Origin of the sequence: Pandoraea eparura, assembly GCF_902459725.1 — a bacterium.
Classification (GTDB): domain Bacteria; phylum Pseudomonadota; class Gammaproteobacteria; order Burkholderiales; family Burkholderiaceae; genus Pandoraea; species Pandoraea eparura.
This window is the reverse complement of record NZ_CABPSH010000002.1, coordinates 736,849-759,851: the sequence shown is the minus strand read 5'-3', so window position 1 is coordinate 759,851 and position 23,003 is coordinate 736,849. Positions and strand designations below refer to the sequence as shown.

At 64.9% G+C, this 23,003-nt stretch carries 23 protein-coding genes; 17 read left to right on the top strand and 6 right to left on the bottom strand.

Annotated features, from left to right (window positions below):
• Positions 1-158: 158 nt before the first annotated feature.
• The 3 genes from queC to queD are packed head-to-tail and all read left to right on the top strand — an operon-like array spanning position 159 to position 2,006.
• Positions 159-896: a 7-cyano-7-deazaguanine synthase QueC gene (gene queC / locus PEP31012_RS07650; protein ID WP_150588704.1), complete on the top strand. Its 738-nt coding sequence runs from the start codon at positions 159-161 to the stop codon at positions 894-896.
• Positions 897-917: 21 nt separating this feature from the next.
• Complete coding sequence (gene queE, locus PEP31012_RS07645; RefSeq protein WP_150588703.1) at positions 918-1,553, top strand: 7-carboxy-7-deazaguanine synthase; 636 nt, start codon at positions 918-920, stop codon at positions 1,551-1,553.
• Positions 1,554-1,565: 12 nt separating this feature from the next.
• A complete protein-coding gene (gene queD / locus PEP31012_RS07640; protein WP_425494940.1) occupies positions 1,566-2,006 on the top strand; it encodes a 6-carboxytetrahydropterin synthase QueD in 441 nt (146 codons plus the stop codon).
• Here the strand turns inward: queD and PEP31012_RS07635 are convergent.
• The gene (locus PEP31012_RS07635) at positions 1,996-2,289 is read right to left on the bottom strand and encodes a hypothetical protein (RefSeq protein ID WP_150588701.1); all 294 of its coding nucleotides are present in this window, start codon (positions 2,287-2,289) and stop codon (positions 1,996-1,998) included. The genes queD and PEP31012_RS07635 overlap by 11 nt on opposite strands.
• On the opposite strand from PEP31012_RS07635, the gene PEP31012_RS07630 reads away from it, so the two are divergent.
• The 3 genes from PEP31012_RS07630 to PEP31012_RS07620 all read left to right on the top strand — a co-directional run bounded on the left by PEP31012_RS07630 (position 2,288) and on the right by PEP31012_RS07620 (position 4,050).
• Positions 2,288-2,674, top strand: a complete 387-nt coding sequence (locus PEP31012_RS07630; RefSeq protein ID WP_150588700.1) for a hypothetical protein — start codon at positions 2,288-2,290, stop codon at positions 2,672-2,674. The two genes, PEP31012_RS07635 and PEP31012_RS07630, sit on opposite strands and share 2 nt — an antisense overlap.
• A gap of 38 nt (positions 2,675-2,712) precedes the next feature.
• Positions 2,713-3,135, top strand: coding sequence for a DsrE family protein (locus PEP31012_RS07625; protein WP_150588699.1), 423 nt, complete (start codon positions 2,713-2,715; stop codon positions 3,133-3,135).
• Positions 3,136-3,336: 201 nt separating this feature from the next.
• The gene (locus PEP31012_RS07620) at positions 3,337-4,050 is read left to right on the top strand and encodes a tetratricopeptide repeat protein (RefSeq protein ID WP_246171175.1); all 714 of its coding nucleotides are present in this window, start codon (positions 3,337-3,339) and stop codon (positions 4,048-4,050) included.
• 88 nt (positions 4,051-4,138) lie between these two features.
• Here PEP31012_RS07620 and rodA read toward each other — a convergent pair whose 3' ends face one another.
• The 5 genes from rodA to PEP31012_RS07595 all read right to left on the bottom strand — a co-directional run bounded on the left by rodA (position 4,139) and on the right by PEP31012_RS07595 (position 10,343).
• A complete protein-coding gene (rodA, locus tag PEP31012_RS07615) occupies positions 4,139-5,287 on the bottom strand; it encodes a rod shape-determining protein RodA (RefSeq protein ID WP_150588846.1) in 1,149 nt (382 codons plus the stop codon).
• Complete coding sequence (gene mrdA / locus PEP31012_RS07610; RefSeq protein ID WP_150588697.1) at positions 5,287-7,581, bottom strand: penicillin-binding protein 2; 2,295 nt, start codon at positions 7,579-7,581, stop codon at positions 5,287-5,289. The genes rodA and mrdA overlap by 1 nt, the downstream gene beginning before the upstream one ends.
• Before the next feature lie 43 nt (positions 7,582-7,624).
• Positions 7,625-8,137: a rod shape-determining protein MreD gene (mreD, locus tag PEP31012_RS07605; protein ID WP_150588696.1), complete on the bottom strand. Its 513-nt coding sequence runs from the start codon at positions 8,135-8,137 to the stop codon at positions 7,625-7,627.
• A gap of 9 nt (positions 8,138-8,146) precedes the next feature.
• Entirely contained in the window at positions 8,147-9,115 is a 969-nt protein-coding gene (gene mreC, locus PEP31012_RS07600) for a rod shape-determining protein MreC (RefSeq protein WP_150588695.1), read from the bottom strand.
• A 184-nt stretch (positions 9,116-9,299) separates the two neighbouring features.
• Positions 9,300-10,343, bottom strand: a complete 1,044-nt coding sequence (locus PEP31012_RS07595) for a rod shape-determining protein (protein ID WP_010805637.1) — start codon at positions 10,341-10,343, stop codon at positions 9,300-9,302.
• A 550-nt stretch (positions 10,344-10,893) separates the two neighbouring features.
• Here PEP31012_RS07595 and gatC point away from each other — a divergent pair.
• From gatC to PEP31012_RS07540, 11 genes are all read left to right on the top strand, one after another.
• Complete coding sequence (gene gatC / locus PEP31012_RS07590; protein WP_150588694.1) at positions 10,894-11,193, top strand: Asp-tRNA(Asn)/Glu-tRNA(Gln) amidotransferase subunit GatC; 300 nt, start codon at positions 10,894-10,896, stop codon at positions 11,191-11,193.
• 122 nt (positions 11,194-11,315) lie between these two features.
• Positions 11,316-12,806 carry an Asp-tRNA(Asn)/Glu-tRNA(Gln) amidotransferase subunit GatA gene (gene gatA, locus PEP31012_RS07585; protein WP_150588693.1) on the top strand — a complete coding sequence of 497 codons (1,491 nt, stop codon included), beginning with the start codon at positions 11,316-11,318 and terminating at the stop codon, positions 12,804-12,806.
• Positions 12,807-12,823: 17 nt separating this feature from the next.
• Positions 12,824-13,312, top strand: a complete 489-nt coding sequence (locus PEP31012_RS07580; protein WP_425494939.1) for a hypothetical protein — start codon at positions 12,824-12,826, stop codon at positions 13,310-13,312.
• Positions 13,313-13,439: 127 nt separating this feature from the next.
• Complete coding sequence (gatB, locus tag PEP31012_RS07575) at positions 13,440-14,912, top strand: Asp-tRNA(Asn)/Glu-tRNA(Gln) amidotransferase subunit GatB (RefSeq protein WP_150588845.1); 1,473 nt, start codon at positions 13,440-13,442, stop codon at positions 14,910-14,912.
• A 127-nt stretch (positions 14,913-15,039) separates the two neighbouring features.
• The gene (locus tag PEP31012_RS07570) at positions 15,040-15,846 is read left to right on the top strand and encodes a polyphosphate kinase 2 family protein (protein ID WP_150588691.1); all 807 of its coding nucleotides are present in this window, start codon (positions 15,040-15,042) and stop codon (positions 15,844-15,846) included.
• A 505-nt stretch (positions 15,847-16,351) separates the two neighbouring features.
• Positions 16,352-16,999: a type 4 pilus major pilin gene (locus PEP31012_RS07565; RefSeq protein ID WP_174978146.1), complete on the top strand. Its 648-nt coding sequence runs from the start codon at positions 16,352-16,354 to the stop codon at positions 16,997-16,999.
• Between the two features lie 55 nt (positions 17,000-17,054).
• Entirely contained in the window at positions 17,055-17,642 is a 588-nt protein-coding gene (locus PEP31012_RS07560) for a toxin co-regulated pilus biosynthesis Q family protein (RefSeq protein WP_150588689.1), read from the top strand.
• Positions 17,643-17,692: 50 nt separating this feature from the next.
• Positions 17,693-19,471 carry a secretin N-terminal domain-containing protein gene (locus tag PEP31012_RS07555; RefSeq protein ID WP_150588688.1) on the top strand — a complete coding sequence of 593 codons (1,779 nt, stop codon included), beginning with the start codon at positions 17,693-17,695 and terminating at the stop codon, positions 19,469-19,471.
• 1 nt (position 19,472) lies between these two features.
• The gene (gene pilO2 / locus PEP31012_RS07550; protein ID WP_150588687.1) at positions 19,473-20,828 is read left to right on the top strand and encodes a type 4b pilus protein PilO2; all 1,356 of its coding nucleotides are present in this window, start codon (positions 19,473-19,475) and stop codon (positions 20,826-20,828) included.
• The gene (locus tag PEP31012_RS07545) at positions 20,818-21,279 is read left to right on the top strand and encodes a hypothetical protein (protein ID WP_150588686.1); all 462 of its coding nucleotides are present in this window, start codon (positions 20,818-20,820) and stop codon (positions 21,277-21,279) included. Before pilO2 ends, PEP31012_RS07545 begins: the two co-directional genes overlap by 11 nt.
• The gene (locus PEP31012_RS07540) at positions 21,263-22,981 is read left to right on the top strand and encodes a GspE/PulE family protein (protein WP_174978145.1); all 1,719 of its coding nucleotides are present in this window, start codon (positions 21,263-21,265) and stop codon (positions 22,979-22,981) included. The genes PEP31012_RS07545 and PEP31012_RS07540 overlap by 17 nt, the downstream gene beginning before the upstream one ends.
• Positions 22,982-23,003: the final 22 nt, after the last annotated feature.

Here is a 23,003-nt window from a genome sequence, read left to right as displayed (position 1 = left end):
GCTGCCCGATGATGGGTATCACGTCCCGGCCATAGCAACACGGGGCGTCGCGGTTCACAATCGCGTGACATATCCCGCACGTGGGCTGCCTGAAGGGCGGCCGCCAGCGCGTGCCCCGGCCCCCGTCGTCCTGACGGCGAGGGCGATACTGCTAGCGCATGATCATGACGACAAGCACCGATTCCGCTCTGGTCCTGTTCTCCGGTGGACAGGATTCGACCACCTGCCTCGCGTGGGCGCTGTCGCGCTATGCGCGCGTCGAGACGCTGGGCTTCGATTACGGCCAGCGCCACAGCGTGGAGCTGGAATGCCGCACCGACGTGTTGGCCAAGCTGCGGGTGCGTTTTCCGCAGTGGGCGCCGCGTCTGGGCGACGACCATATGATCGACCTGTCGATCCTGGGCCAGATCAGCGAGACGTCGCTCACGCGTGAGACCACGATCGCGATGGCGGCGAACCATCTGCCGAACACCTTCGTGCCGGGCCGGAATCTGCTGTTCCTGACGATTGGTGCGACCATTGCCTATCGACGCGGTTTGCGCGTGCTGGTCGGCGGCATGTGCGAGACGGATTTCTCGGGCTATCCCGACTGCCGCGACGACACCATGAAGGCGCTGCAGGTCGCGCTCAATCTGGGCATGGACCAGCGCTTTATCGTCGAGACGCCGCTGATGTGGATCGACAAGGCCGACACGTGGCAGATGGCACAGGACCTGGGTGGCGACGTGCTGGTCGAGACGGTGCGCGAAGACACGCACACGTGCTATCTGGGCGAGCGCAGCGTGCTGCATGCGTGGGGCTACGGGTGCGGCGAATGTCCGGCGTGCCAATTGCGCCAGCGCGGCTACGAGCAGTGGCGCGCGCGCCATCACGATCAGCATCGCGGCGCGGCCTGATCCCGGGAGAATCGAGATACCATGACGTACGCGGTAAAGGAAATCTTCTACACCTTGCAGGGCGAGGGCGCCAACGCCGGACGCCCGGCGGTGTTCTGCCGGTTTGCAGGATGCAACCTGTGGACCGGCCGCGAAGAGGACCGCGCGGACGCCGTCTGCCAGTTCTGCGACACCGACTTTATCGGCACCGACGGCGAGCTTGGCGGCAAGTACCGCACGCCGGCCGATCTCGTGGCGCAGATCGCGGCGTTGTGGCCGGCGGGCGACCGCGCACACCGGTTCGTCGTGTGCACCGGCGGTGAGCCGCTGCTGCAGCTCGACGCGGCGCTCATTGACGCGCTGCATGCCGAGGATTTCCGCATTGCGGTGGAGACCAACGGCACGCAAGCCGTCCCCGCGGGGATCGACTGGGTATGCGTGAGCCCGAAGGCCGATGCCGAGCTGATCGTCACGCGTGGCGACGAGCTGAAAGTCGTGGTGCCGCAGGATCGCCAGCGCCTGACCGATTACGAGGCGCTCGATTTCCAGCACTTCTACCTCCAGCCGATGGACGGACCCCTGCGCGACACCAATACGAAGTTGGCCATCGACTATTGCAAGGCGCATCCGCGCTGGTCGTTGTCGATGCAGACGCACAAATACCTGAATATTCCCTGAGCCGTTGCTGTGATTACGATTACCCGGAAACTCGAATTCGATGCGGGCCACCGCATTCCCGATCACCGAAGCCAGTGCCGCAATCTGCACGGGCATCGCTACGTGCTCGAGATCACGCTCGCGGGCGAAGTGAGCCGCGAGAGCGGCGCGTCCGACAACGGCATGGTGATGGACTTTGCCGACGTGAAAGCGCTGGCCAACGAGCATCTCGTGTCGGTGTGGGACCATGCGTTCCTCGTCTATGAAGGCGACACGGCGGTGCGCAATTTTCTCGAGACGATGCCCGACCACAAGACGGTGGTCTTCGATCGCGTGCCGACCGTCGAGAATCTGGCGGCGGTGGCCTTCGACACGCTGAGCCATGTCTTCGACGCGCACTACGGCCGCGACTTGCGCTTGGTGCGCCTGCGCCTGTACGAAACGCCGAACTGCTGGTCGGAAGTCACGGCGTAATTTGCCCTTGCGCCATCGCCTGCCATTTGCCGCCTTCAACGACCTTCGACCACCTTCGACTACCTTCGACCACCGCCAACCGCCGTCTGCGCGGCGTTTGGCTGGCGCTTTGATCGATGTGAATGGGCATCCATGACGTTCGTCCGGGCTGGGATGATGCCCACGACGCGACAAATTCGATACTCCGCCGCCGAATTCGACGACCACCGGTCGCGACATGACCGACAGTTTCCACCCGCCAGATCTCGAGTCTGGCGGGTTTTTTATTTTCAGGAGTTGGCATGGCAAGAATTTCAGCGAGCAGCGACGTGATTGCGCAGAACTCGCAGCCCTTGGTGCAGCTCGTCGCGATGCGGCGGCGAGATTCGCAAGGTAATCTGCACGCCCTCGAGCAGGTGGCCAATCGACCGGTGGCTGCCGTGTTCCCTCGGTGGCGGCCCGGCGCACCGCCGCTCGATCACGGCGATTTCCGGGACGATTTCGCGAGTTCGCGAGCCGCGGGCCGAGCGCTGCTGTCGGTTCCGCCACAAGAGGGGCGAGCCGTCTGCGCCGACGCGACAACGCAGACCGACGCGGCATGGGAGGCGCCGCCGCCATATTCGGCGCGGGACGCGGTGCCCGGCGTGCCATCCTCGAGCCATGCGCCGCGGCGGGCCGACGCGCTATGATGCGGCTGGCACCATGTAATCCATAGGGGACTCCATCAATGAAGACGCTGCTGCGCGGCTTGCTGGCCGCATTCCTGTTCACGGCATTCGCCGCGCCCGCCACGCAGGCGTTCGCCCGCGACAAGGTCGTGTATCACATCAACGACGCCGAGCAACAGGCGCTGGCCGCGTTGCGCAATGTTCGCAACCAACTCGATACGGTGCCGGATACCGACGTCGTGGTCGTCGCGCATGCCAAAGGCGTTGACTTTCTGATGGAGAATTACAAGGATGCCGCGACCGTCGGACCGCTGATCTCGGCGTTGCATGCGCGCGGCGTCAAGTTCGAGGTATGCGAAATCACGATGAAGCAGCGCAACCTGAAGAAGGACCAGTTCGTGCTCGACGCGGACTTTACGCCGTCGGGTGTGGTCGAAATCACGCGCTTGCAGCAGAAGGGGTACGCGTACATCAAGCCGTAAGTCGGCCGTCTTCCACGACACAAAGGCCCTGGCCAGCGTGCCGGGGCTTTTGCGTTGGCGGACGCGGTGCACAGCGTAGGCGCGGCGACACGGAGGCACAGCGTCACGGCGACACAGCGATGGCCGGGGCGAACGGGCGTGCCGGCGCGTCTTTTCCATTTGGCGCACAATACGTCCAACGCCTGTCTCAGGAGGTTCGCCATGTCGATGTCTTACGCCATGCGCCGGTTGCTTGCCGGTGTCGCCGCCACGCTGGTGGGCACGGCGTGCCAACCGATTCCCTATGCCGTAGCCGCCGCACAGGCCCCGGCCCAGGCGCTGACCGATCAAGCCGTGCAGCACTACGAGGCGGGCCAGCAGTCGCAGGCGCTCGGCGAGTTCCGCCGGGCGGCCGAGCAGGGCAATCGTCTCGCCCAATTCGACTACGCCATGATGCTGCTCAACGGCGAGGGCGGTACGCCCGATCCGAGCGGCGCGGTGCAGTGGCTCGAACGCGCCGCGAACGCGGGCATGACCCAGGCGCAATATGTCTACGGCAAGATGTTCGACGACGGCTATGTCGTCGGCAAATCGATTCCCCAGGCCAATCTCTGGTACGAAAAGGCGGCGAAGCAAGGCCACGTGCAGGCGCAGGCGGCCATCGCCAACGAGTATTTCATCGGACGCGGCGTGCCCAGGGATTACAAGACGGCGTTCGCCTGGTACGAGAAAGCCGCGCGCGGTGGCGATCTGCCGTCGCAGTACATCGTGGCGAGCTACTACGAGCGGGGTTATGGCGTCGTCACGCCAGATCTCGGCCGGGCACGCCTGTGGTACGCAAAGGCCGCCGCCCAGGGCGACGTCGCTGCCCAGGGCAAGCTCGACGCGATGAATCGAGTGCCCGCGCCAACCCCGTCCCCTGCACCGGCCCGTTAGTCGCCGCGCTTCACCCAGACGAAAAAACGGCAGGGCGCAGGGTGATGCCCCTGCCCCTGCCGTCTTGCCAGCGTGGCGTGCGGGTGCGTCAACTCTGCATGAGGCGTTTCTCGCGCGCCACGCTCATTAGAATGCCGATGCCCAGGCCGAGCGTCACCAGTGCGGTACCGCCGTAGCTCATGAACGGCAGCGGGACGCCAACCACCGGCAGAATGCCGCTCACCATGCCCATGTTCACGAAGGCGTAGGTGAAGAAGATCATCGTGACGGCCCCCGCCAGCAGTCGCCCGAACAAGGTGGCCCCGGAGGCGGCAATCACCAGCCCGCGCGCAACCAGAAGCAGATACAGCACCAGCAGCACCGCCTCGCCCATCAGCCCGAACTCTTCCGCGAACACCGCGAAAATGAAGTCGGTGTGTTTCTCGGGGATGAATTCGAGGTGGGCCTGCGTCCCTTTGAGCCAACCCTTGCCGGTCGTCCCGCCCGATCCGATGGCAATCACCGACTGAATCGTGTGGAAGCCCTTGCCGAGCGGATCGGACGTCGGATCCAGCAGCGTGCACACGCGATGCTTCTGGTAGTCGTGCAGGAAGTACCATTCGACTTCCGGCTGACAGATCCTGTCCTGCACGGCGAGGATGGTACCAATGCCGATCACCACGGCGACAAGTACGGGCAGAATGAGCTTCCACGACAGGCCCGCGAGATAAATCACGTAAAGTCCAGCGGCGGCCACCAGCAGGCCGGTGCCGAGGTCAGGCTGTTTGGCGATCAGACCCACGGGCACGCCGAGCAAGGCCATCGCGACGAGGTAGTCGAACCAGCGGATATTGCCCTCGCGCTTCTGGAAGTACCACGCCAGCATCAGCGGCATGGCGATCTTCATGATCTCGGACGGCTGGATCACCATCCCGACGTTCAGCCAGCGCTTCGCGCCCTTCTTCGTCAGTCCGAACATCGCCACCGCAATGAGCAGCGCCACCCCGGCCGTGTAGAGCGGCACCGCAAACTTCATCAGTGTCTGCGTGGGCAGCATTGCCAGCAGCCACATCAGGATGAACGTCAGCACGATGTTGCGCACCTGATCTTCGACGCGCCCGGGCACATCGATACTGGCGCTGTAGAGCGTGACCAGTCCCACGCACAGCAACAGGAAGACGATCAGCGCCAGCGGTTTGTCGAAGCCGACGAACAGGCGCTTGACCTGCTCTTTCCACGTATGTTTGTCGAGCGCCATCATGGCGTTCCTCCTTGCGCGCGTATGGCGGCGCGATGTCGGGCTTCGTCGGCGACGGTCGGACTCACGGCGGGCTGACGATGCGGCGCCGGGTCGGGTTTCGGCGCACCGGATGGCGAGGTCGTCCCGGCTGCGGCCGCCTTGCCATCAACGGCACGCGATGCGCCGGTCGCCGCGTTGGCGGTGCCGGGCACGGTGCTGGAACGCGCACTGGGAAGCGCACTGGGAAGCGCACCGGTGGCGACGCGTGCCACGGTCGTCGTGCCGCCTGTGGCGCGGCCGCCAAGTTCGGCGGCGCTGGCGGGCGCGGCGTCCGGCGCGGCGGATACGGCCGAGGCGCCCGATGCGGCCCCGGGAACGGAGGCGCCGGCCTGCAACGCGGCCGCTTCCGCAGCGCGTTCCTTCGGCTCGTCGATGAGGTAGTAATCGAGCAGACGGCGCGCGATCGGGCCGGCTTGTGCGGCACCCCATCCGGCGTTCTCGACGATCAGCGCGATGGCAATCTTCGGATCGTCGGCGGGGGCGAAGGCGATGAACAAGGCGTGATCGCGCTTGAATTCGGGGATGGCGTTGTGGTTGTACTTCTCATTCTTGCCGAGCGAGTAGACCTGCGCCGTGCCGGTCTTGCCGCCGGCCTCGTAGGGCGCGCCCAGGAACGCCTGGCGGCCCGTGCCTTCCTTGATCACCCCGACCATCGCGCGTTTGACGAAATCGATGTTGGCTTGCTTGTAGGGCAGCCTGGCGCTTTCGTGCGGCACGGTGAGCTGGCGCGCATGCGTGACGGGATCTTCAATGGCCTTCACGAGGTGAGGCTTCATCACCACGCCATTGTTGGCCAGCGTCGCCGTGGCGTGTGCCAGTTGCAGGATCGTGAACGAGTTGTAGCCTTGTCCGATGCCCAGGCTGACCGTCTCGCCGTCGTACCACTTCTGTTGTGCGGGCTTCTTGTACGCCTTGCGCTTCCACTCGGTCGACGGCAGGATGCCGCGCGCTTCACCTTCGATGTCGATGCCCGTCAGCTGACCGAAGCCGAGCGGCACCATGAAGTCGTGAATCGCATTCACGCCCATATCGTGCGCGAGCATGTAGTAATACGTGTCGTTCGAGACCACGATCGAGCGGTACATGTCGATCCAGCCCTGGCCGTTACGCACGTCGTTGCGGAACGTATGGTTGCCGAGCGTGAACGCGCCGGTGTCCTGGAAGCCCCAGCTCGTGGTGCGCTTGCCCAGTTCGAGCGCGGCGAGCGCCATGAACGGCTTGTACGTCGAGCCGATCGGATAGGTGCCGCGCAACGGACGGTTGAGCAGCGGCCGGTCGGGCGAGTTGTTCAACGCGTCCCAGTTCTGCTGGTCGATACCTTCGACGAACATGTTCGGATCGAAGCTCGGCGCCGACACGAACGCGAGCACGTCGCCCGTCTTCGGTTCGATGGCGACGACCGCGCCGCGTCGGCCGGCGAAGGCTTGCTCGGCCACCTCCTGGAGCTTGATGTCGAGCGACAGCACCAGATTGTCGCCAGGCGTGGCCGGGGTGCGCGAGATCGTGCGCACCGGGCGGCCGCCTGCGGTGACTTCGATTTCCTCGAAACCGGTGATGCCGTGGAGCTGGGTCTCGTAACTCTGCTCGACACCGATCTTGCCGATGTAATCGGTGCCCTTGTAGTTGTTGACGTCGCGGCGGATGTCGTACTTGGCGCTGTCGCTGTCGTTCTCGTCGCTCATCGCCTCGATACGCTGGCGATCGCGCTGCGAGATCCGGCCGATGTAGCCGATCACGTGCGCAGCGGTCTCGCCGAGCGGGTACTGACGGAACAGCCGGGCGTGCACATCCACGCCGGGGAAACGGAAACGTTGCGCGGTGAAGCGCGCGACTTCCTCGTCGGTCAGGCGGGTGCGGATCGGCAGGCTCTCGAAGCTCTTGCTGTCGTCCATGAGCTTCTTGAAGCGGGCGCGGTCACGTGGCGTGATCTCGATCACGTCGGACAGATCGGTGATGAGATCTTCGAGCGGACGGCCGATCTTCGACGGCGTGATTTCCAGCGTGTACGCGGAATAATTGCGCGCGAGCACCACGCCGTTGCGATCCATGATCACGCCGCGGTTGGGCACGATCGGCGCGAGCGAGACGCGATTCTCGTCGGCTTGCAGTGCGTACTGGTTATGACGGAAGACCTGCAGGTAGACGAAGCGTACGCCGAGCAGGCCAAAGCAGATCAGCACGAAACATGCAGCCGCCGTGATCCGCAGATGAAACGTCTGCAGTTGTTGCTGGGGATTCTTGAACTCGGTCATGCGGGCGGGGCTCGGTGGTGCGATCGGGTGGGGGCGGGGCCCATCAGATCGGACGCGTGTCGTCGCGGTCGACGGCGCGTTTCTGCGGCGCCAGCAACAGGATGCTGATCACCGGCCAGAGCAGGGCTTCGACAAAGCCCGCCGCGAGCGGCCACCAGCCCGGAAACGCCGCACCGGTCGCCAGACGAATGATGAACGGCACCACGTGCGCGAGCAACAGCAACGGCAGTACCGTCAGCGCCTGACCGAGCAGCGTGAAAAACAGGACACGGCGGTGAATCATGATCGCACCGTACGACAGCAGCGTGTAAGCGAGCGCGTGCTCGCCCAGCAGGCCGGCGTTGTGCACATCCATGAGCAGCCCGACGACGAACGCTACGCCCATGCCCACCTTGCGCGGCTGGTGGATGTTCCAGAACATCAGCACGAGTGCGACGAAGTCGGGCATGGCGGGGGCATGCCCCCACGGCATCAGGTTGACCAGGAACGCCACCACGAGACTGAGCGCGATGAAGTACGGGTTGACCGGCAGCAGAATGTATTGCGGTCGTGACATATCGATTCCTCAATGCCCCTTGCGGGCGGCCGGTGCGCGCTTCGGATCGGCGCGCGTGCCGCCCTTCTGGCCGGGCTTGTCGCCGCTGGCCGACGGATCGGAGGCGCGCGCGAGATCGGCGGCGGCGTCCGGATGCAGGGCGAGCGGTGTGGTGTATTGCAGCACCAGCACCTGGCGCTGGCTGCGCAGATTGGCGACCGGCTGACACAGAATGCGCGCAAACGCGGTGTCGGAGACGCGGTCGACCTTGGTAATGCGCGCCACGGGCAGGCCGGCGGGGTAGATGCCGTCCAGGCCGCTGGTGGCGATTTCGTCGCCGACCTTGACGTCGGCCGACAGCGGAATGAAGCGCAGGTCGAGCACGTCGCCGCGCAGCCCGCCGTAGATCACGCTGTGCACACCGCTGCGCGTGACCTGCACCGGCACGGCCTGTTCCTTGTCGGTGAGCAGCGTGACTTCGCTTTGCAGCAGGAAGACGCGCGAGACCTGGCCGAGCAGGCCCTGTTCCGTGACGACCGGGGCGCCGAGCTTCACGCCATGCTTCGCGCCGCGGTCGATGACCACGCGCTGCGTGAACGGGTCGCGCGTGTCGTATTCGATCTCGGCAGGAATGCTTGGCACGGGCAGGCGCGCGCGCAGGGCGAGCATCTGGCGCAGATGTTCGTTCTCGGCGACCAACTGGTCGTTGCGCTGGGCCTGCACGGAGAGTTCGAGGTTCTGCTGGAGGAGCGCCCGGTTCTCGCCCGAGAGTTGCGATTCGGTCGAGAAAAAGCCCGCTACGCCGAGAATGGCGTCGCGCGGCATCAGCATCATGCGCTGCACCGGATACAGGGCGGTGCCGACGACGGATCGAACCCGCTCCAGCGTGTTGTAGTGCGAGTCGACCACGAGCAGGCCGATGGCAAGCGCGACGAAACAGATCAGCCGGGCCAACGCCGACGGACCCTGTTTGAACAGTGGCGGCGGACTGTACTGCATGGTGGGCCCTTCAGGGGAGCACGCGCAGCGAGGCGCCGCGGTGCGCGAATGGTGTCAGTCGGGTGCGACGGCGCGGCATGACGACAAGCTCCGTGCGCATGGTCTTGCTGCGTGGCCGGTCGTGTCGGGCGAAGGGGGAAAGGCCTGGCCCCTCCGCGCCGGACGACGAACCACGCACGTTGGCTTACTCGTAGGAGAAGATGCTGCCGAGCTTGTCCATGCGCTCGAGCGCCATGCCCGAGCCACGCACCACGCAGGTGAGCGGGTCTTCGGCGACGAGCACCGGCAGGCCGGTTTCTTCGGCGAGCAGGCGGTCGAGATCGCGCAGCAGCGCGCCGCCGCCCGTGAGCATCATGCCGCGCTCGGCGATATCGGCGCCCAGTTCCGGCGGGGTCTGCTCCAGTGCGATCTTCACCGACGACACGATCTGGTTCAACGGGTCGGTCAGGGCTTCGAGAATTTCATTGCTCGAAATGGTGAAGGCGCGCGGAATCCCTTCCGAGAGGTTGCGACCCTTGACTTCCATCTCCTTGACTTCGGAGCCCGGGAAGGCCGAACCGATTTCCTTCTTGATCGCCTCGGCGGTCTGTTCGCCAATGAGCATGCCGTAGTTGCGCCGGATGTAGTTGACGATGGCTTCGTCGAACTTGTCGCCGCCCACCCGGACCGAACCCTTGTAGACGATACCGCCCAGCGAGATCACACCCACTTCGGTCGTGCCGCCGCCGATGTCGACCACCATCGAGCCCGTGGCTTCGGAGACCGGCAGGCCGGCACCGATGGCCGCGGCCATCGGTTCTTCGATCAGGTACACCTGCGAGGCGCCGGCGCCGTGGGCCGCTTCCTTGATGGCGCGGCGCTCGACCTGGGTCGAGCCGCACGGCACGCAGATGATGATGCGCGGCGACGGCGAGAACAGGCGCGACTCGTGCGCCATCTTGATGAACTGCTTGATCATCTGCTCGGTCACGGTGAAGTCGGCAATCACGCCGTCCTTCATCGGGCGGATCGCCTCGATGTTGCCCGGCACCTTGCCGAGCATCTGCTTGGCTTCCTTGCCGACAGCTTGAATCGTCTTCTTGCCGCTCGGGCCGCCTTCCTGGCGAATGGCGACGACCGACGGTTCGTCGAGCACGACGCCCTTGCCGCGCATGTAAATGAGCGTGTTGGCCGTGCCCAGGTCAATGGCCAGGTCGTTGGAGAAATAGCTTCGAAGAAAACCGAACATGCAAAATCCTGTGTCTGCGTGAGGCCGTCCCAATGGATGTGACTGGGACGGCGGCCTGTCATCTGGGTTCCGGCCTGTTCGCAAAAAATTCGCCAGGCGCCACGCGGCGGCTCGCGAAACGTGCGGACAAACCGAGGAATGCGGTACTGGGCAGGAGGCGGGTCTGCCGTTATCCATTCGTCGCGTCAGGGTCTTCCAATGGACTGCGCGATCGTCTGTCGCGCCCCCCGGACTGGCCGTGGCCCACCTGCGCGACAGCGGCGAAGGGTGCAAAAACACGCTCCGACGCAAATTTAATGCGCAATGATACCTTATAATTTCGCAGGTTTTGCAGGAAAAACGAGCACGTTGACACCCCATTCGACGCCCCCGTCGCTTACGCTGGGAGCCTTGTGGCACGGCGCGCCAGCCCTCCTGCGCAGCCCGGTGCACGGAGTAAAACCGCAGACGACCCGGATCGCGTCCGCGCATTCTCCGCATTCTGTCCCTAATTTTGGCGTCAGGCATGCACCCGGCTGTTCTCCAATGCGCACTTTTTCGGGATTTCTTCATGGCTTTGAATCTCTCAGACGTCAAACGCATCGCTCACCTCGCGCGTCTCGAGCTGGCCGATGACGAGGCGGCTCACATGGAAAAGGAGCTCAACGGCTTCTTCGCACTCGTCGAGCAGATGCAATCGGTCGATACGACGGACGTCGCCCCGCTGGCGCATCCGATCGAGCAAATTCAGGCCGTCGCCCAGCGCCTGCGCACCGACGCGGTGACGGAGCAGGTCGATCGTGAGGCCAATCAGCGTCCCGCGCCCGCCGTGCAGGACGGCCTCTATCTGGTGCCGAAGGTCATCGAATGAGTCCGGCGCGTTGCGCGATGTATGAGTCCGGTGCGCCGGACGCTCGCGCAACGCATTGCCGCGCGCCCTGGGCGCCCCGCATGCCCTCATGCCTTCATGCGCTATAACGCACAGCAGCCACCATGGAACAAGATCTGATTCACTTGCAGGATTTGCGCGCCGCGCTCGACGCCAAGCGCGTCTCGAGCGTCGAGCTGACGCAGCATTACCTCGACCGCATCGCCGGGGCCGCCGATCTGAACGCGTTCGTGCACGTCGACGCCAGCGCGAGCCTCGCGCAGGCGCGTGCCGCCGACGCGCGCATTGCCGCCGGCGAGGGGGCGAACCGGCCGTTGCTGGGGATTCCCGTCGCCCACAAGGATGTGTTCGTCACGCGCGGCTGGCGCAGTACCGCCGGCTCGCGCATGCTCGAGAACTACGTGAGCCCGTATGACGCCGCCGTCGTCGAGCGCCTGGCGCACGCGGGCATGGTCACGCTGGGCAAGACCAATATGGACGAGTTCGCCATGGGCTCGTCGAACGAAAACTCTTACTACGGCCCGGTGAAGAACCCGTGGGACACGCGCGCCGTGCCCGGCGGCTCGTCGGGCGGGTCGGCCGCCGCGGTGGCCGCGCGTCTCGCGCCGGTCGCCACCGGGACCGACACCGGTGGCTCGATCCGTCAGCCGGCGGCGTTCTGCGGCGTGACCGGCATCAAGCCGACCTATGGCCGCGTGTCGCGTTACGGCATGATCGCGTTCGCCTCGTCGCTCGATCAGGGCGGCCCGCTCGGTCACAGCGCGGCCGATTGCGCGTGGCTGCTCAACGGCATGGCGGGGTTCGACGAACGCGACTCGACCAGCCTTGAGCGCGCCGACGAAGACTTCGCGCGCGGTCTGGGCAAGCCGCTCGACGGCGCCACGGCCGACAAGCCGCTGGCCGGTCTGCGCATCGGCTTGCCGGCCGAGTACTTCGGTGAAGGCCTCGACGCCGACGTGCGCGAAGCGATCGACAACGCGTTGCGCGAATTCGAAGCGCTCGGCGCCGTGCGCGTGCCGGTGTCGCTGCCCAAGACCGAGCTGTCGATTCCCGTGTACTACGTGCTGGCGCCGGCCGAAGCGTCGTCGAACCTGTCGCGTTTTGACGGGGTGCGCTACGGCCACCGCGCGGCCGAGTACCGCGATCTGCTCGACATGTACAAGAAGTCGCGCGCCGAAGGCTTTGGCACCGAAGTCAAACGCCGCATTCTCGTGGGCACGTATGTGCTCTCGCACGGCTACTACGACGCGTACTATTTGCAGGCACAGAAGATTCGCCGTCTGATCGCGCAGGACTTCCAGAATGCGTTCGCGCACTGCGACGTCATCATGGGGCCGGTGGCGCCGTCGGTCGCCTGGAACCTTGGCGAGAAGAGCGCCGATCCGGTGCAGATGTACCTGGCCGACATCTACACGCTGTCGGTGAGCCTGGCCGGTCTGCCGGGGATGAGCCTGCCGGTCGGCACCGGACGCGAAGCGCGCCCGGTCGGCCTGCAACTGATCGGCAACTACTTCGACGAAGCCCGCCTGCTGCAAGTGGCCGACGCGTTCCAGCGCGCGACCGACTGGCACACGCGCGCGCCGGCGGGCATCTGATCGTGCGCCGCCAGCACTTGACGACGTCGCTCGCGCCGAAGGCGGCGCACGCCGGCGCATGGGCATCGAAGGGGCTGGCGCTCGCCGGCCTCGTGCTCACGCTCGCGTCGTGCAGCCTGCCGATCGGGCGTCCGACGCCGATCGCCTATCGCGAGATCAATCTGTCGGGCTACTGCTCGCAGACGGACGAAGACGGGTTTCGCGAGCAGGCGACGCTCAAGGTGTCGTCCAATCAGGTGCAGTCGCTCGACTGGCGTCTGTGGGTCGGCCAGCGCGGAAGCTGCCACTTCAATCTGGCGGACTTCCACCAGACGAAGTGGCGCCCGAGCATCGAACTGCAGGCGAACCGTGGAAGCTGCAAGCTACTCATCTGGCAGGATCCGGGCAACGTGACCATCGGCCATGCCAACTGCGAGGCGTATTGCACGCCGGGCATTTACCAGAACGCCTGGCCGGTGAGTTTCGATCCGCGCTCTGGGATTTGCGCGGCGGATACTCGCCGGTAGACGCGAACCAACGCCAGCCAGCATCGGCGAACAGGAACAGAGGCCGGCGCGTCACCGTCGCGGGGACGACCGGCGGCAAGGGCAGGGCGAACGCGCCATGCCGACAAGTTGAGACAGGGTGAACCTTATGCAATGGGAAGTCGTTATTGGTCTGGAGACGCACACACAGCTCTCCACCGCTTCCAAGATTTTCTCGGGCGCATCGACGCAGTTCGGCGCGGCCCCCAACACGCAGGCCTGTCCCGTGGATCTGGCGCTGCCGGGCGTGTTGCCGGTGCTCAATCGCGGGGCTGTCGAGCGCGCGATCGAATTCGGCCTGGCCATTGGGGCGACGATTGCGCCGCGCAGCATCTTCGCGCGCAAGAATTACTTCTACCCCGATCTGCCGAAGGGCTACCAGATCAGCCAGTACGAGATCCCGGTGGTGCAGGGCGGCTCGCTGAAGATCCAGGTCGAGGCGGATGCCCGCACCGGCCGCGAGGCCTATGAAAAGGTCGTGACGCTCACGCGCGCGCACCTCGAGGAAGACGCGGGCAAGTCGCTGCACGAAGACTTCGCCGGCATGACCGGTATCGACCTGAACCGCGCCGGCACGCCGCTGCTCGAGATCGTGACCGAGCCCGACATGCGCAGCGCGGCCGAGGCCGTGGCTTACGCCAAGGCACTGCACGGACTGGTGGTGTGGCTCGGCATTTGCGACGGCAACATGCAGGAAGGCTCGTTCCGTTGCGATGCCAACGTCTCTGTGCGTCCGGTGGGTCAGAAGGAATTCGGCACGCGCGCCGAAATCAAGAACCTGAACTCGTTCCGCTTCCTCGAAGAGGCGATCCAGTACGAGGTGCGTCGCCAGATCGAGTTGATCGAGGACGGCGGCACGGTAGTGCAGGAAACACGCCTGTACGATCCGGACAAGAAGGAAACCCGTTCGATGCGCAGCAAGGAAGACGCGCACGACTATCGCTACTTCCCGGATCCGGACCTGCTGCCGCTCGTGATCGATAACGAATGGATCGAACGTGTGCGCGCCGCGCTGCCCGAGCTGCCGGCGGGCATGCAGGCGCGCTTCGTCGAAGCGTACGGCTTGTCCGACTACGACGCCGCCGTGCTCACCCAGTCGAAAGCGCAAGCCGCTTATTTCGAAGCCGTGGTCGCGAAGGCGGGCAAGGCCAGCGCCAAGCCGGCCGCGAACTGGATCATGGGCGAGCTGTCGTCGCTGCTGAACCGCGAGGACATCGGTATTGCCGACAGCCCCGTGTCGAGCGCGCAGCTCGCGGGGCTGCTCGCCCGCATCGCCGACAACACGATCTCCAACAAGATCGCCAAGGAAGTCTTCCAGTTGATGTGGGAAGAGCGCGCCGCCGATGAGGGCGCGGCAGACCGCCTCATCGAAGCGAAGGGCCTGAAGCAGATCACCGACACGGGCGCGATCGAGAAGATCATCGACGAGGTGCTGGCTGCCAACGCCAAGTCTGTCGAAGAGTTCCGCGCGGGCAAGGAGAAGGCGTTCAACGCCTTGGTCGGCCAGGCGATGAAGGCCACCAAGGGCAAGGCCAATCCGGCCCAGGTCAACGAGCTGCTCAAGAAGAAGCTCGGGGCTTGACGCGGGCAGATCCAGCCGCCATCGCGGCGGCGGGAACGCCTCAGGTAACAAGCGCGGTGGCCGGGTCGGCACCGCGCTTTTGTTTTTGCGCGATACTAGCCGGCAAGCCTGTCACGAGGAGTTGGCGATGTTCGAGAAATACCGCGTACCGCTCGGCAAGAAGCTCGACCTGTCGGACTACGATCCGGCCGACACGCCGTTCACGCGCGAAAGCAAAGGCGACGACAAGGCGCGCATGGCCGAGCTGACGCTCAAGCTCGACGAGTTGCAGACGCTCCTGCACGCCAACAGCCGGCAGCGTGTTCTGCTCGTGTTGCAGGGCATGGACACCAGCGGCAAGGACAGCACCATCCGCGCGGTGTTCCAGAATGTCGATCCGCTTGGCATTCGCGTGGCGAATTTCAAGTCGCCCACGCCTACGGAGCTGGCGCGCGATTTTCTATGGCGTGTCCATAGCGTCGTGCCGGGGGCGGGCGAGCTGGTGATCTTCAATCGCAGTCATTACGAGGACGTGCTCATCACGCGCGTGCACGACTGGATAGACGCCGACGAGTGCAAACGACGCTACACGCACATCAACAACTTCGAGCGTCTGCTGGCGGACAACCATACGCGCATCGTCAAGTGCTTTCTGTACATCTCGTCCGACGAGCAGCGTAAGCGCCTGCAGGAGCGCATCGACGATCCGAACAAGCACTGGAAGTTCGAACTGAACGATCTGAAGGAACGCAGCTTCTGGCCGCACTACACCAAGGCTTACGAGACAGCGTTATCGGCGACGTCGACGGACCATGCGCCGTGGTATGTCGTGCCATCCGACTCGAAGCGTCACCGTAACCTGATGGTGGCCGAGCTGCTGGTGCAGGCGCTGACTGACCTGAATCTGTCCTATCCGGCCGCGCGGCCGGAACTCGCGGGCATGAAGGTGGAATGAGCGCGATGCACTGATGCTTCCGGCGTCCCGCCTTCGACGTCCGGTCTTCGGCGGCGGGCGGCGCAAATCCGCCTTTCATCCGGTCTGCCACGGGGCGTTGCGTCGACGTCCCGATCTGCGTACGCAGGCGCGCCACGCGCCTTGTGAAACCGCTGAATAATGACATCGGCACGCGACGATGGGAATACTCTCGCTGCGGTTGGGTCGAATCTGAAGGCCACGACGCCCCCTATCGCGACACTCGTTCGCGTCGATCCTCGCCCCTCCTTGCGCTGAACTCCCTCGCAGGCGCTCGTTCGCCCTTTGGCGATAGGCATCGTCTTATCGGAATTGGCGCGCAAATGGGGGCTTTCTTGCTCCCCGGAATTGTCAATTTGCGAAAAGTTCAGACAACACGCGATAACGCGATGTCGAGCGTTCAGGCATAAATCGCCCCTGTCGCAGCGCACGGATGTCACCGCAAAGGCGCGCGACTTTTCCAATCGATTTGCTCAGGAAGAGGGGTATGGACATGCAAGTGAACGAGGGCGCACTCGTGCAAATGAAGAACAAGATGATGGGGCGGTTGGCCAAGCGTGGTCAGCGCGGTGTGACGCTGGTGGAGCTGTCCGTCGCCGTCGCGGTCATGGGGCTGATCATGGCTGGGGCGATGGTGGGTGTGCCGCGGCTGATGAACTCCGTGCGCGTGAACCAGGAGATCAAGGACTGGCAGATGGCCGTGGTGTCAATTCAGAACGCCGTGCTTTCGGGGCAGTTGACGGCGAAGACGACCCCGCAGGATATGGACAAGATGGGACTGTTCGGCTCGATCACCCCGTCGCCGGCAGGAACGGCGGGTGAATATCTGAACCGCTTCGGCGGCACGCTGAAAATGGCGCCCATCACGACCAAGATCAACGACGGGCCAAATTTCGGGGTTCAGGTGACGTCGGAGGATGTTCCCAGCGATCAATGTCAGAAGTTCATGACGACGTTGCACTCGAACTTCGCGACCGTCACCGTGAACGGGGCGAATCTCAAGAATCTGAAGAAGCCCTTCGAAATGAGCAACCTGGCGGCGGCTTGTCAATCGTCGAATCTGGGGGGGGAAGACTCGGGCCAGAAGAACGACCTGACCAAGGCGAAGCTCGAATTCACCATCAGCGGCTCCTGATCGCAGGATCGAACCCCGTCCGGCATTTCGGCATTGAATTCGACGTGAGGAAACCATGCCCATCAAAAGCGTGCTGAGCGCTGCTGTGGCGACAACCGTCTGGTCGAGTACGGTTGTCGCTGTCGAGCCGTTTCGCGAGGCGCCTCGATCGCCCGATCTGCAGATCGCCTTCGCCAGTCACAAACCGTTGATGTCCGGCAGGGCGGCGGCGGTCTCGCCGCCACCGCCGCTCGCGAGTGCGCTGGACACGGCGCCGTCGACCGATGCGCGGCCGGACGGGGGCTTGATGCCCTTGTTGCCCCCGTCGCCAACATCGCCCACATCACCCGAACTGCCATCGCTGGCCATCGCCGCGTCGGAACCGCTTGCACAGGTCGAAGTGCGCGAGCTGCTCGAACTGCTCATGTCGCCGGGTGACGGCCGCGTCTCTGTAGCGCTGCAGCGCTATCTGGAGGCACACGGCTGGCAACTCGCCTGGGAGATCGATCGCGACTTCCCTATCGAGTATCCGGCCACGTTCACGGGTGACTTCCTGGGCATCGTCGAGCAGGTCGTGGTCTCGTTGCAGAACACCGACGCCCCCATTCGCGTGAAAGTCTACGAGGCCAACCGCGTGCTGCGCGTCGTTCACGCCACACAATAACAAGCGTTGCGCTCCCCCCGGCGCAGCCTTCATCACGGAAGCGGTAATCCATGAGTAAGCGACTTGGCGTGTTGTGCGCCACTATGTTCCTGACAGCGTGCGGCACGCCGGGCATGCTCTCCAAGACCGACGCCAACGTTTCGCAGGCGCAGACGAGCGCGCAATCGGCATTCGACACGCACGCGGCGGCCCCGATCCGGGCCATCGAGCACGTCGAGGGGGCGTGGCTGGCGAAGCGTTCCGTCCCGATCAATGCGTCGATTGCGTTGCCGGACTTCTTCAAGCGCAACGTGCGCTTCGCGACCGGCGCCGCGTTACCGATGTCGGTCGTGCTGGCCCAGGTGGCACGCGGCAACGGCCTGACCATTCGCATGGCCTCGGACGTGTCGTGTGCGGCGGGGGGCGGCAGCGGCGCTCGCGGCCCGAATCGTGGCGGCAGTGGCGGCGGCGGCAATCCGACGAACCTCTTCCAGCTCAATTGCGCCGAGACGGGCGAGCCCACGGTCCCATTGCACTATTCAGGCACGCTGTCGGGCCTGTTGGACACCATCGCCTTTCGAACCGGCACGCACTGGACCTATCGTGACGGTGTCGTGCACTTCGCGCGGTATGTCACGCGCACCTTCCAGATCAAGATGATGCCCGGCAGCTCGTCGTATCGGGCCTCGGTGGGCAAGGCGTCGCAAATGCAGGCCAGTCGCGGTGCCGCGGGCGGCGGCGGACCGGGTGGGTCGGCCGGCGGCGTCGATCTGAGCTTCAATGCCGACGCCAACGTCAGCGTGCAATCCGAACTCGATTACTGGTCGGATCTCGTCAAGACGGTGAGCGACATGCTCTCCGAGGGCGGGCGCGTGACGCCGTCGGTCGTGACGAGTTCGCTGGTCGTGAGCGACACGGCCGATGTCATCGAACGCGTCGCGAGTTATATCGACGCGGAGAACGCGGTGCTCGGCCGACAGGTCAAGCTGCGCGTGCAGGTGTATTCCGTCTCGCTCGAGGAGAACTCGGCCACGGGCGTCGATTGGGATCTCGTGTATCAGGCGGCGAGCGGCATCACGCTGGGCCTGGCGGGCCCGGCGGCCGGCGGCTCGCTCATGTCGCGCAAAGGCGGGATGCAACTCAGAACGATCGATACCGGCCGATTCAAGGGATCCAACGCCTTCATCCGCGCGCTCAGCCAGCAGGGGCGCGTGAGCACCGTGATCGACACCACGGTCGTCACGCTGAACAACCAGCCCGCGCCGGTCGCCGTCACCCAGAACCAGGGTTTCGTCGCGCAAACGAAGATGACGCCGGGCAACTATGGCGGACAAGCGGTTGTGACCGCCGAACAGTCGGTGCTGACCACGGGCTTCGTGATGAACCTGTTGCCCACGCTCATGGACAACCGAAGCGTGATGTTGCAGGTGCAGATCGACATGTCCGATCTTCGGAAGCTCGACAAGATCAACCTGCGCACGGGCAAGGAAACGCCGAGCGGCAGTAACGCGGGCGGCGGGGAGGGCTCCGGCGCCGACGTGAGCGCGAAAATCGGCACCGATGGCGTGCAGGTGGGCATTGGCGGCCAGGGCGAGGGCGGACGCGGGAGCGGCGACGACGGCCTCGGCGTGGGTACCTTCATGCAGTTGCCGATCACGGCATCGATCCAGACCATGCAGCGGGCGTCGCTCAAGTCGGGCGATACGCTGGTGCTCAGCGGCTTCCGTCGCAAGGACGATTCGACCGATCGCGACGGCATCTTCAACTACGAAGGCGGCACAAAGGAGGCGCGTCAGCAGGTCAAGGAGGTCGTCATCCTGATTTCGCCGGAACTGACCGAGGGCGTGTGACATGACACGCATATTGTCCAACCATCTCGTCGTCGGTGCGCAGTGGGAGACGTTGATCGGCCTGCAGAAGGAGGCCACGGAGATCCGTGGGCTTGCCAGGAGCCGCGATGCGTCGCACTTCGCGGTGGCCGATGACGGCGCCGGCACGCGCACCGTCGGTCTCTTCTCGATGGCGGCGCCCGTCAAGGGCCAAGGCGCGCCGGAGTATTGCGCGCTGGGCGCGGTGCTCGGTGCGATGGTCGATGCGCCGAACGTGGCGTTCCTGCATCCCGATCCCGACGATGCGTCGGCAACGCTCTTCCTGACGTTGCGCGATCACCGTCCGGAACTGGATTTGGTGATGCCGGCGGCGGACGTGCGCGCGAGGCTTGAGCAATGGGCCGCGGAGGTCGAGGGCGAGATCACGATTGCCGGCGTCGCGCCCTTGAGTTTCGGCGTTGCCGACGTGGCACTTACGCTCGGCGACATCGCGAAGCAGGCTGACCAGGATTCGTCGCGCGATGCGCGTTTGCAGGCGGTGCGCAAGCCACTGCCTGCGCGGCAACTGAAAATCGCGACGCTCTCGCTCGCCGTGCTCTGCCTGGTCGGCGGCGGCGCTTGGTGGGGATGGTCCTGGTATGACGACATGCAGAAGGCGAAGCTTGCGGCCGCCAATCGGGTCGATCCAGTCGACGCCTACAAGCAGGCGCTTGCTCGCGCGATCGCCGCCGAACCGTTCTCGTCCGGGGCTTCGTACGCGCGACGCCTGCAATACACGATTCAGACCTTGCCGGCGAGCGCGGGCGGGTGGCGGCCTGTCGCCATTTCGTGCAACACCCGGGAATGCGAGATTCAGTGGCGTCGTCTGGAGGGCGGCACGTTCGATCTGCTCCTCTCGCAGCGCCCGAACGCCCTGATCGTCGATCTCGATCACGCCACGGAGGCCCTGGCGCCCGTCGACGCCGTGCCGCCGGTCGCCAAGCGTGCCTCCGCCACGACTGTCAAATCTGCCGCGCAACGGCTCACCGACGACGAAGACGAACCGGACGACGGCGATGCGCGCGTGACGCCCGTGCCGCGCACGCAGTTCATGCGCACGGCCGGTGCCCGTCTGCAATCGCTCGGTGACTACGGCATGGACATCTCGCTTTCGATGCCCGAACCGCTCGTCAACGCGCCGCCGCAAGTGGCGGGACGCAGCGATGTGCCGCCGCCGATCGCCAAGGGCGAGTGGAAGATGGCCGGGCATCTGGCGTTCGTCGATTCCGTGGCCGGTTTGATGATGCGCGCCGGCAACATGTCGTTGCACGAGCTGACGATCGTGATCGACGACACCAAACCCGTCTTCTCCGCTCAAGGAACCTACTATGTCCACTAAGCTTCGCCTCACCGCAGGGTTCGCGACGGCTGCACTGCTCGTGTTGCCGATGGCGCTCACGTCGGTGCGCGCCGCCGAGACGATCGACACGTTTGCGCGCGCGCATCTCAAGTCGTCGCAGGAGGCCGCGGACGCCCAGAGTGCGACAACGGCGTCCGAGCGTCAGCCCGCCGCGGGCGCGCCGACCGACGTGTCGCCGGAGCTGCTGTTCATTCATGGCGTTGACGACACCACGGTGGCCTATCTGCGTGTCGATGGCCGCTTTGGCTACAACGTGCGCGATGGGGACCGGTTCGGCGACTGGCGGGTGGTGAAGATCGGCAGCGACTTCGTCGACGTGGCGCGCGGCGGCAAGCCACGTCGCCTGCTGTTGCCCAATGCGATGGGACCGGCACCCACGAGCAACGCAAGACTGGGCTCACCGGGGCGACGCAATGGCGACGATTTCTGACCGTTTCCAAGCCGCGTTCTCGCGCGTCAACCCACGCGGCGGTGCGGTGGCGCGGCCCATCGCCGACCTTCGCTTGGAAGACATCCAGACACAGGGTTGGCGGCAGGATCTCGGCATCACCCTGGCGGGCGCCGAGAACGGATCGCTGGTGCTCGTGGCCATCAAGCCGCGCCTGTTCCTCGTGTTGCTCGAACACACGACGTTTGTGCGCATGCAGGGCTCCGATCTGCTCTCGCGTTTCGAACAGGCTGTGCGGGCGACGCATCGGCTCGATCTCGAAGGTGTCTACGTCGGTACGACCGAAGAGATTCTGCTCATGCAGTCGCGTCTGCAACAGAACGGCGACGCTGGCGCACGCACCGAGGAGCAGCGCACCGGCGCGTATCGGAATTTCGATCTGATCATCGAGCGCGCCATCGACGCACGGGCCTCCGACATCCATTTCGAGTTTCGCGAGGGGCGTCATGTGCGCGTGCGCATGCGCATTCACGGCAAGCTGCGCGCCACCAGCGAGGTGGATCGTCTGTCGCGCGACTACCATGCGATGCTCGACGCCGTCTCGGCGGCCTACAACTCGCGCGCCGACCCCAGCAGCCGAAGCCACAATCACTTCGACGAGGATCAGCACCAGAGCTGCTCGATTCCCCTGACCCTGCGCAATCGCAAGTATCAACTGCGCTTGCAGAGCATCAAGGAGAATCGCGGCGTCGATGTCGTACTGCGCCTGCTCGTCAACGAGGCGGTCGACGACGACGTCATGACGCTTGCCGAACTCGGCTACTCCGACGATCAGGTCGAAGTGCTGGAGAACGCCGTGTACCGTAGCCCTGGGCTGACAATCATCGCTGGCGAGACGGGCTCGGGGAAGTCGACGACCTTGCGCACCATGATGATGTACGAGCGCGACGCCGGTAAGAAATTCTTCTCCATCGAAGATCCGGTCGAATACATCCAGCCCCATGTGACGCAGATCCCGATTCAGCGGCGTGCCGAAGACGGCCACGGCGAATCGGCTTTCGGGGCGGCCGCGAAAGTGCTGTTGCGCGGCGACCCGGACAAGCTCATGCCCGGCGAGATTCGCGACGTCGAGACCGGCTCGTTTGCGAAATCGATGACCGAGACGGGGCACCAGGTGCTCTCGACCGTGCACGCGTCGAGTGCGTTCGGCATCATTCCGCGTCTGATCAGCGATGAAATCGGCATGCCGGTCTCGGCCGTGACCTCCCCCAACTTTCTCACCGCGATGGTGTATCAGAAGCTGATCCCGGTGCTGTGCGATCACTGCAAGTTGCCGGCGGCCGGCAAGCTCGACGAGATGACGCTGAGCGTGATCGGCGGCCTCGGCATCGACACGACGCGCGTCTGCGTGGCGGGCCCGGGTTGCGGGCAGTGCAAGGGTCGAGGCACGGCTGGGCAGACGGTCGTGGCGGAGGTGTGCGAGTTGACCGAGGAATTGCTCGATCTGCTGCGACAGTCGAAATTCTGGGAGGCGCAGCGGCACTGGCGAGCGTACCACGACGGCGATCTCACGAGCCCGGTCATGTGCGGCAAGTCGGCGATGGAGCACGCGATCTACAAGATGGCGCAGGGTCGCATCGATCCGCAGGACATCGAGGCGGCGTTCTACAAGCTCAAGAAATTCCAACTATGGAAGGGCGGCTCCACGTCGCCGCAGCCGCCGCGCCGCCTCGCAAGTGTGTAAGCCGTCGTCACGAAATCTGTCT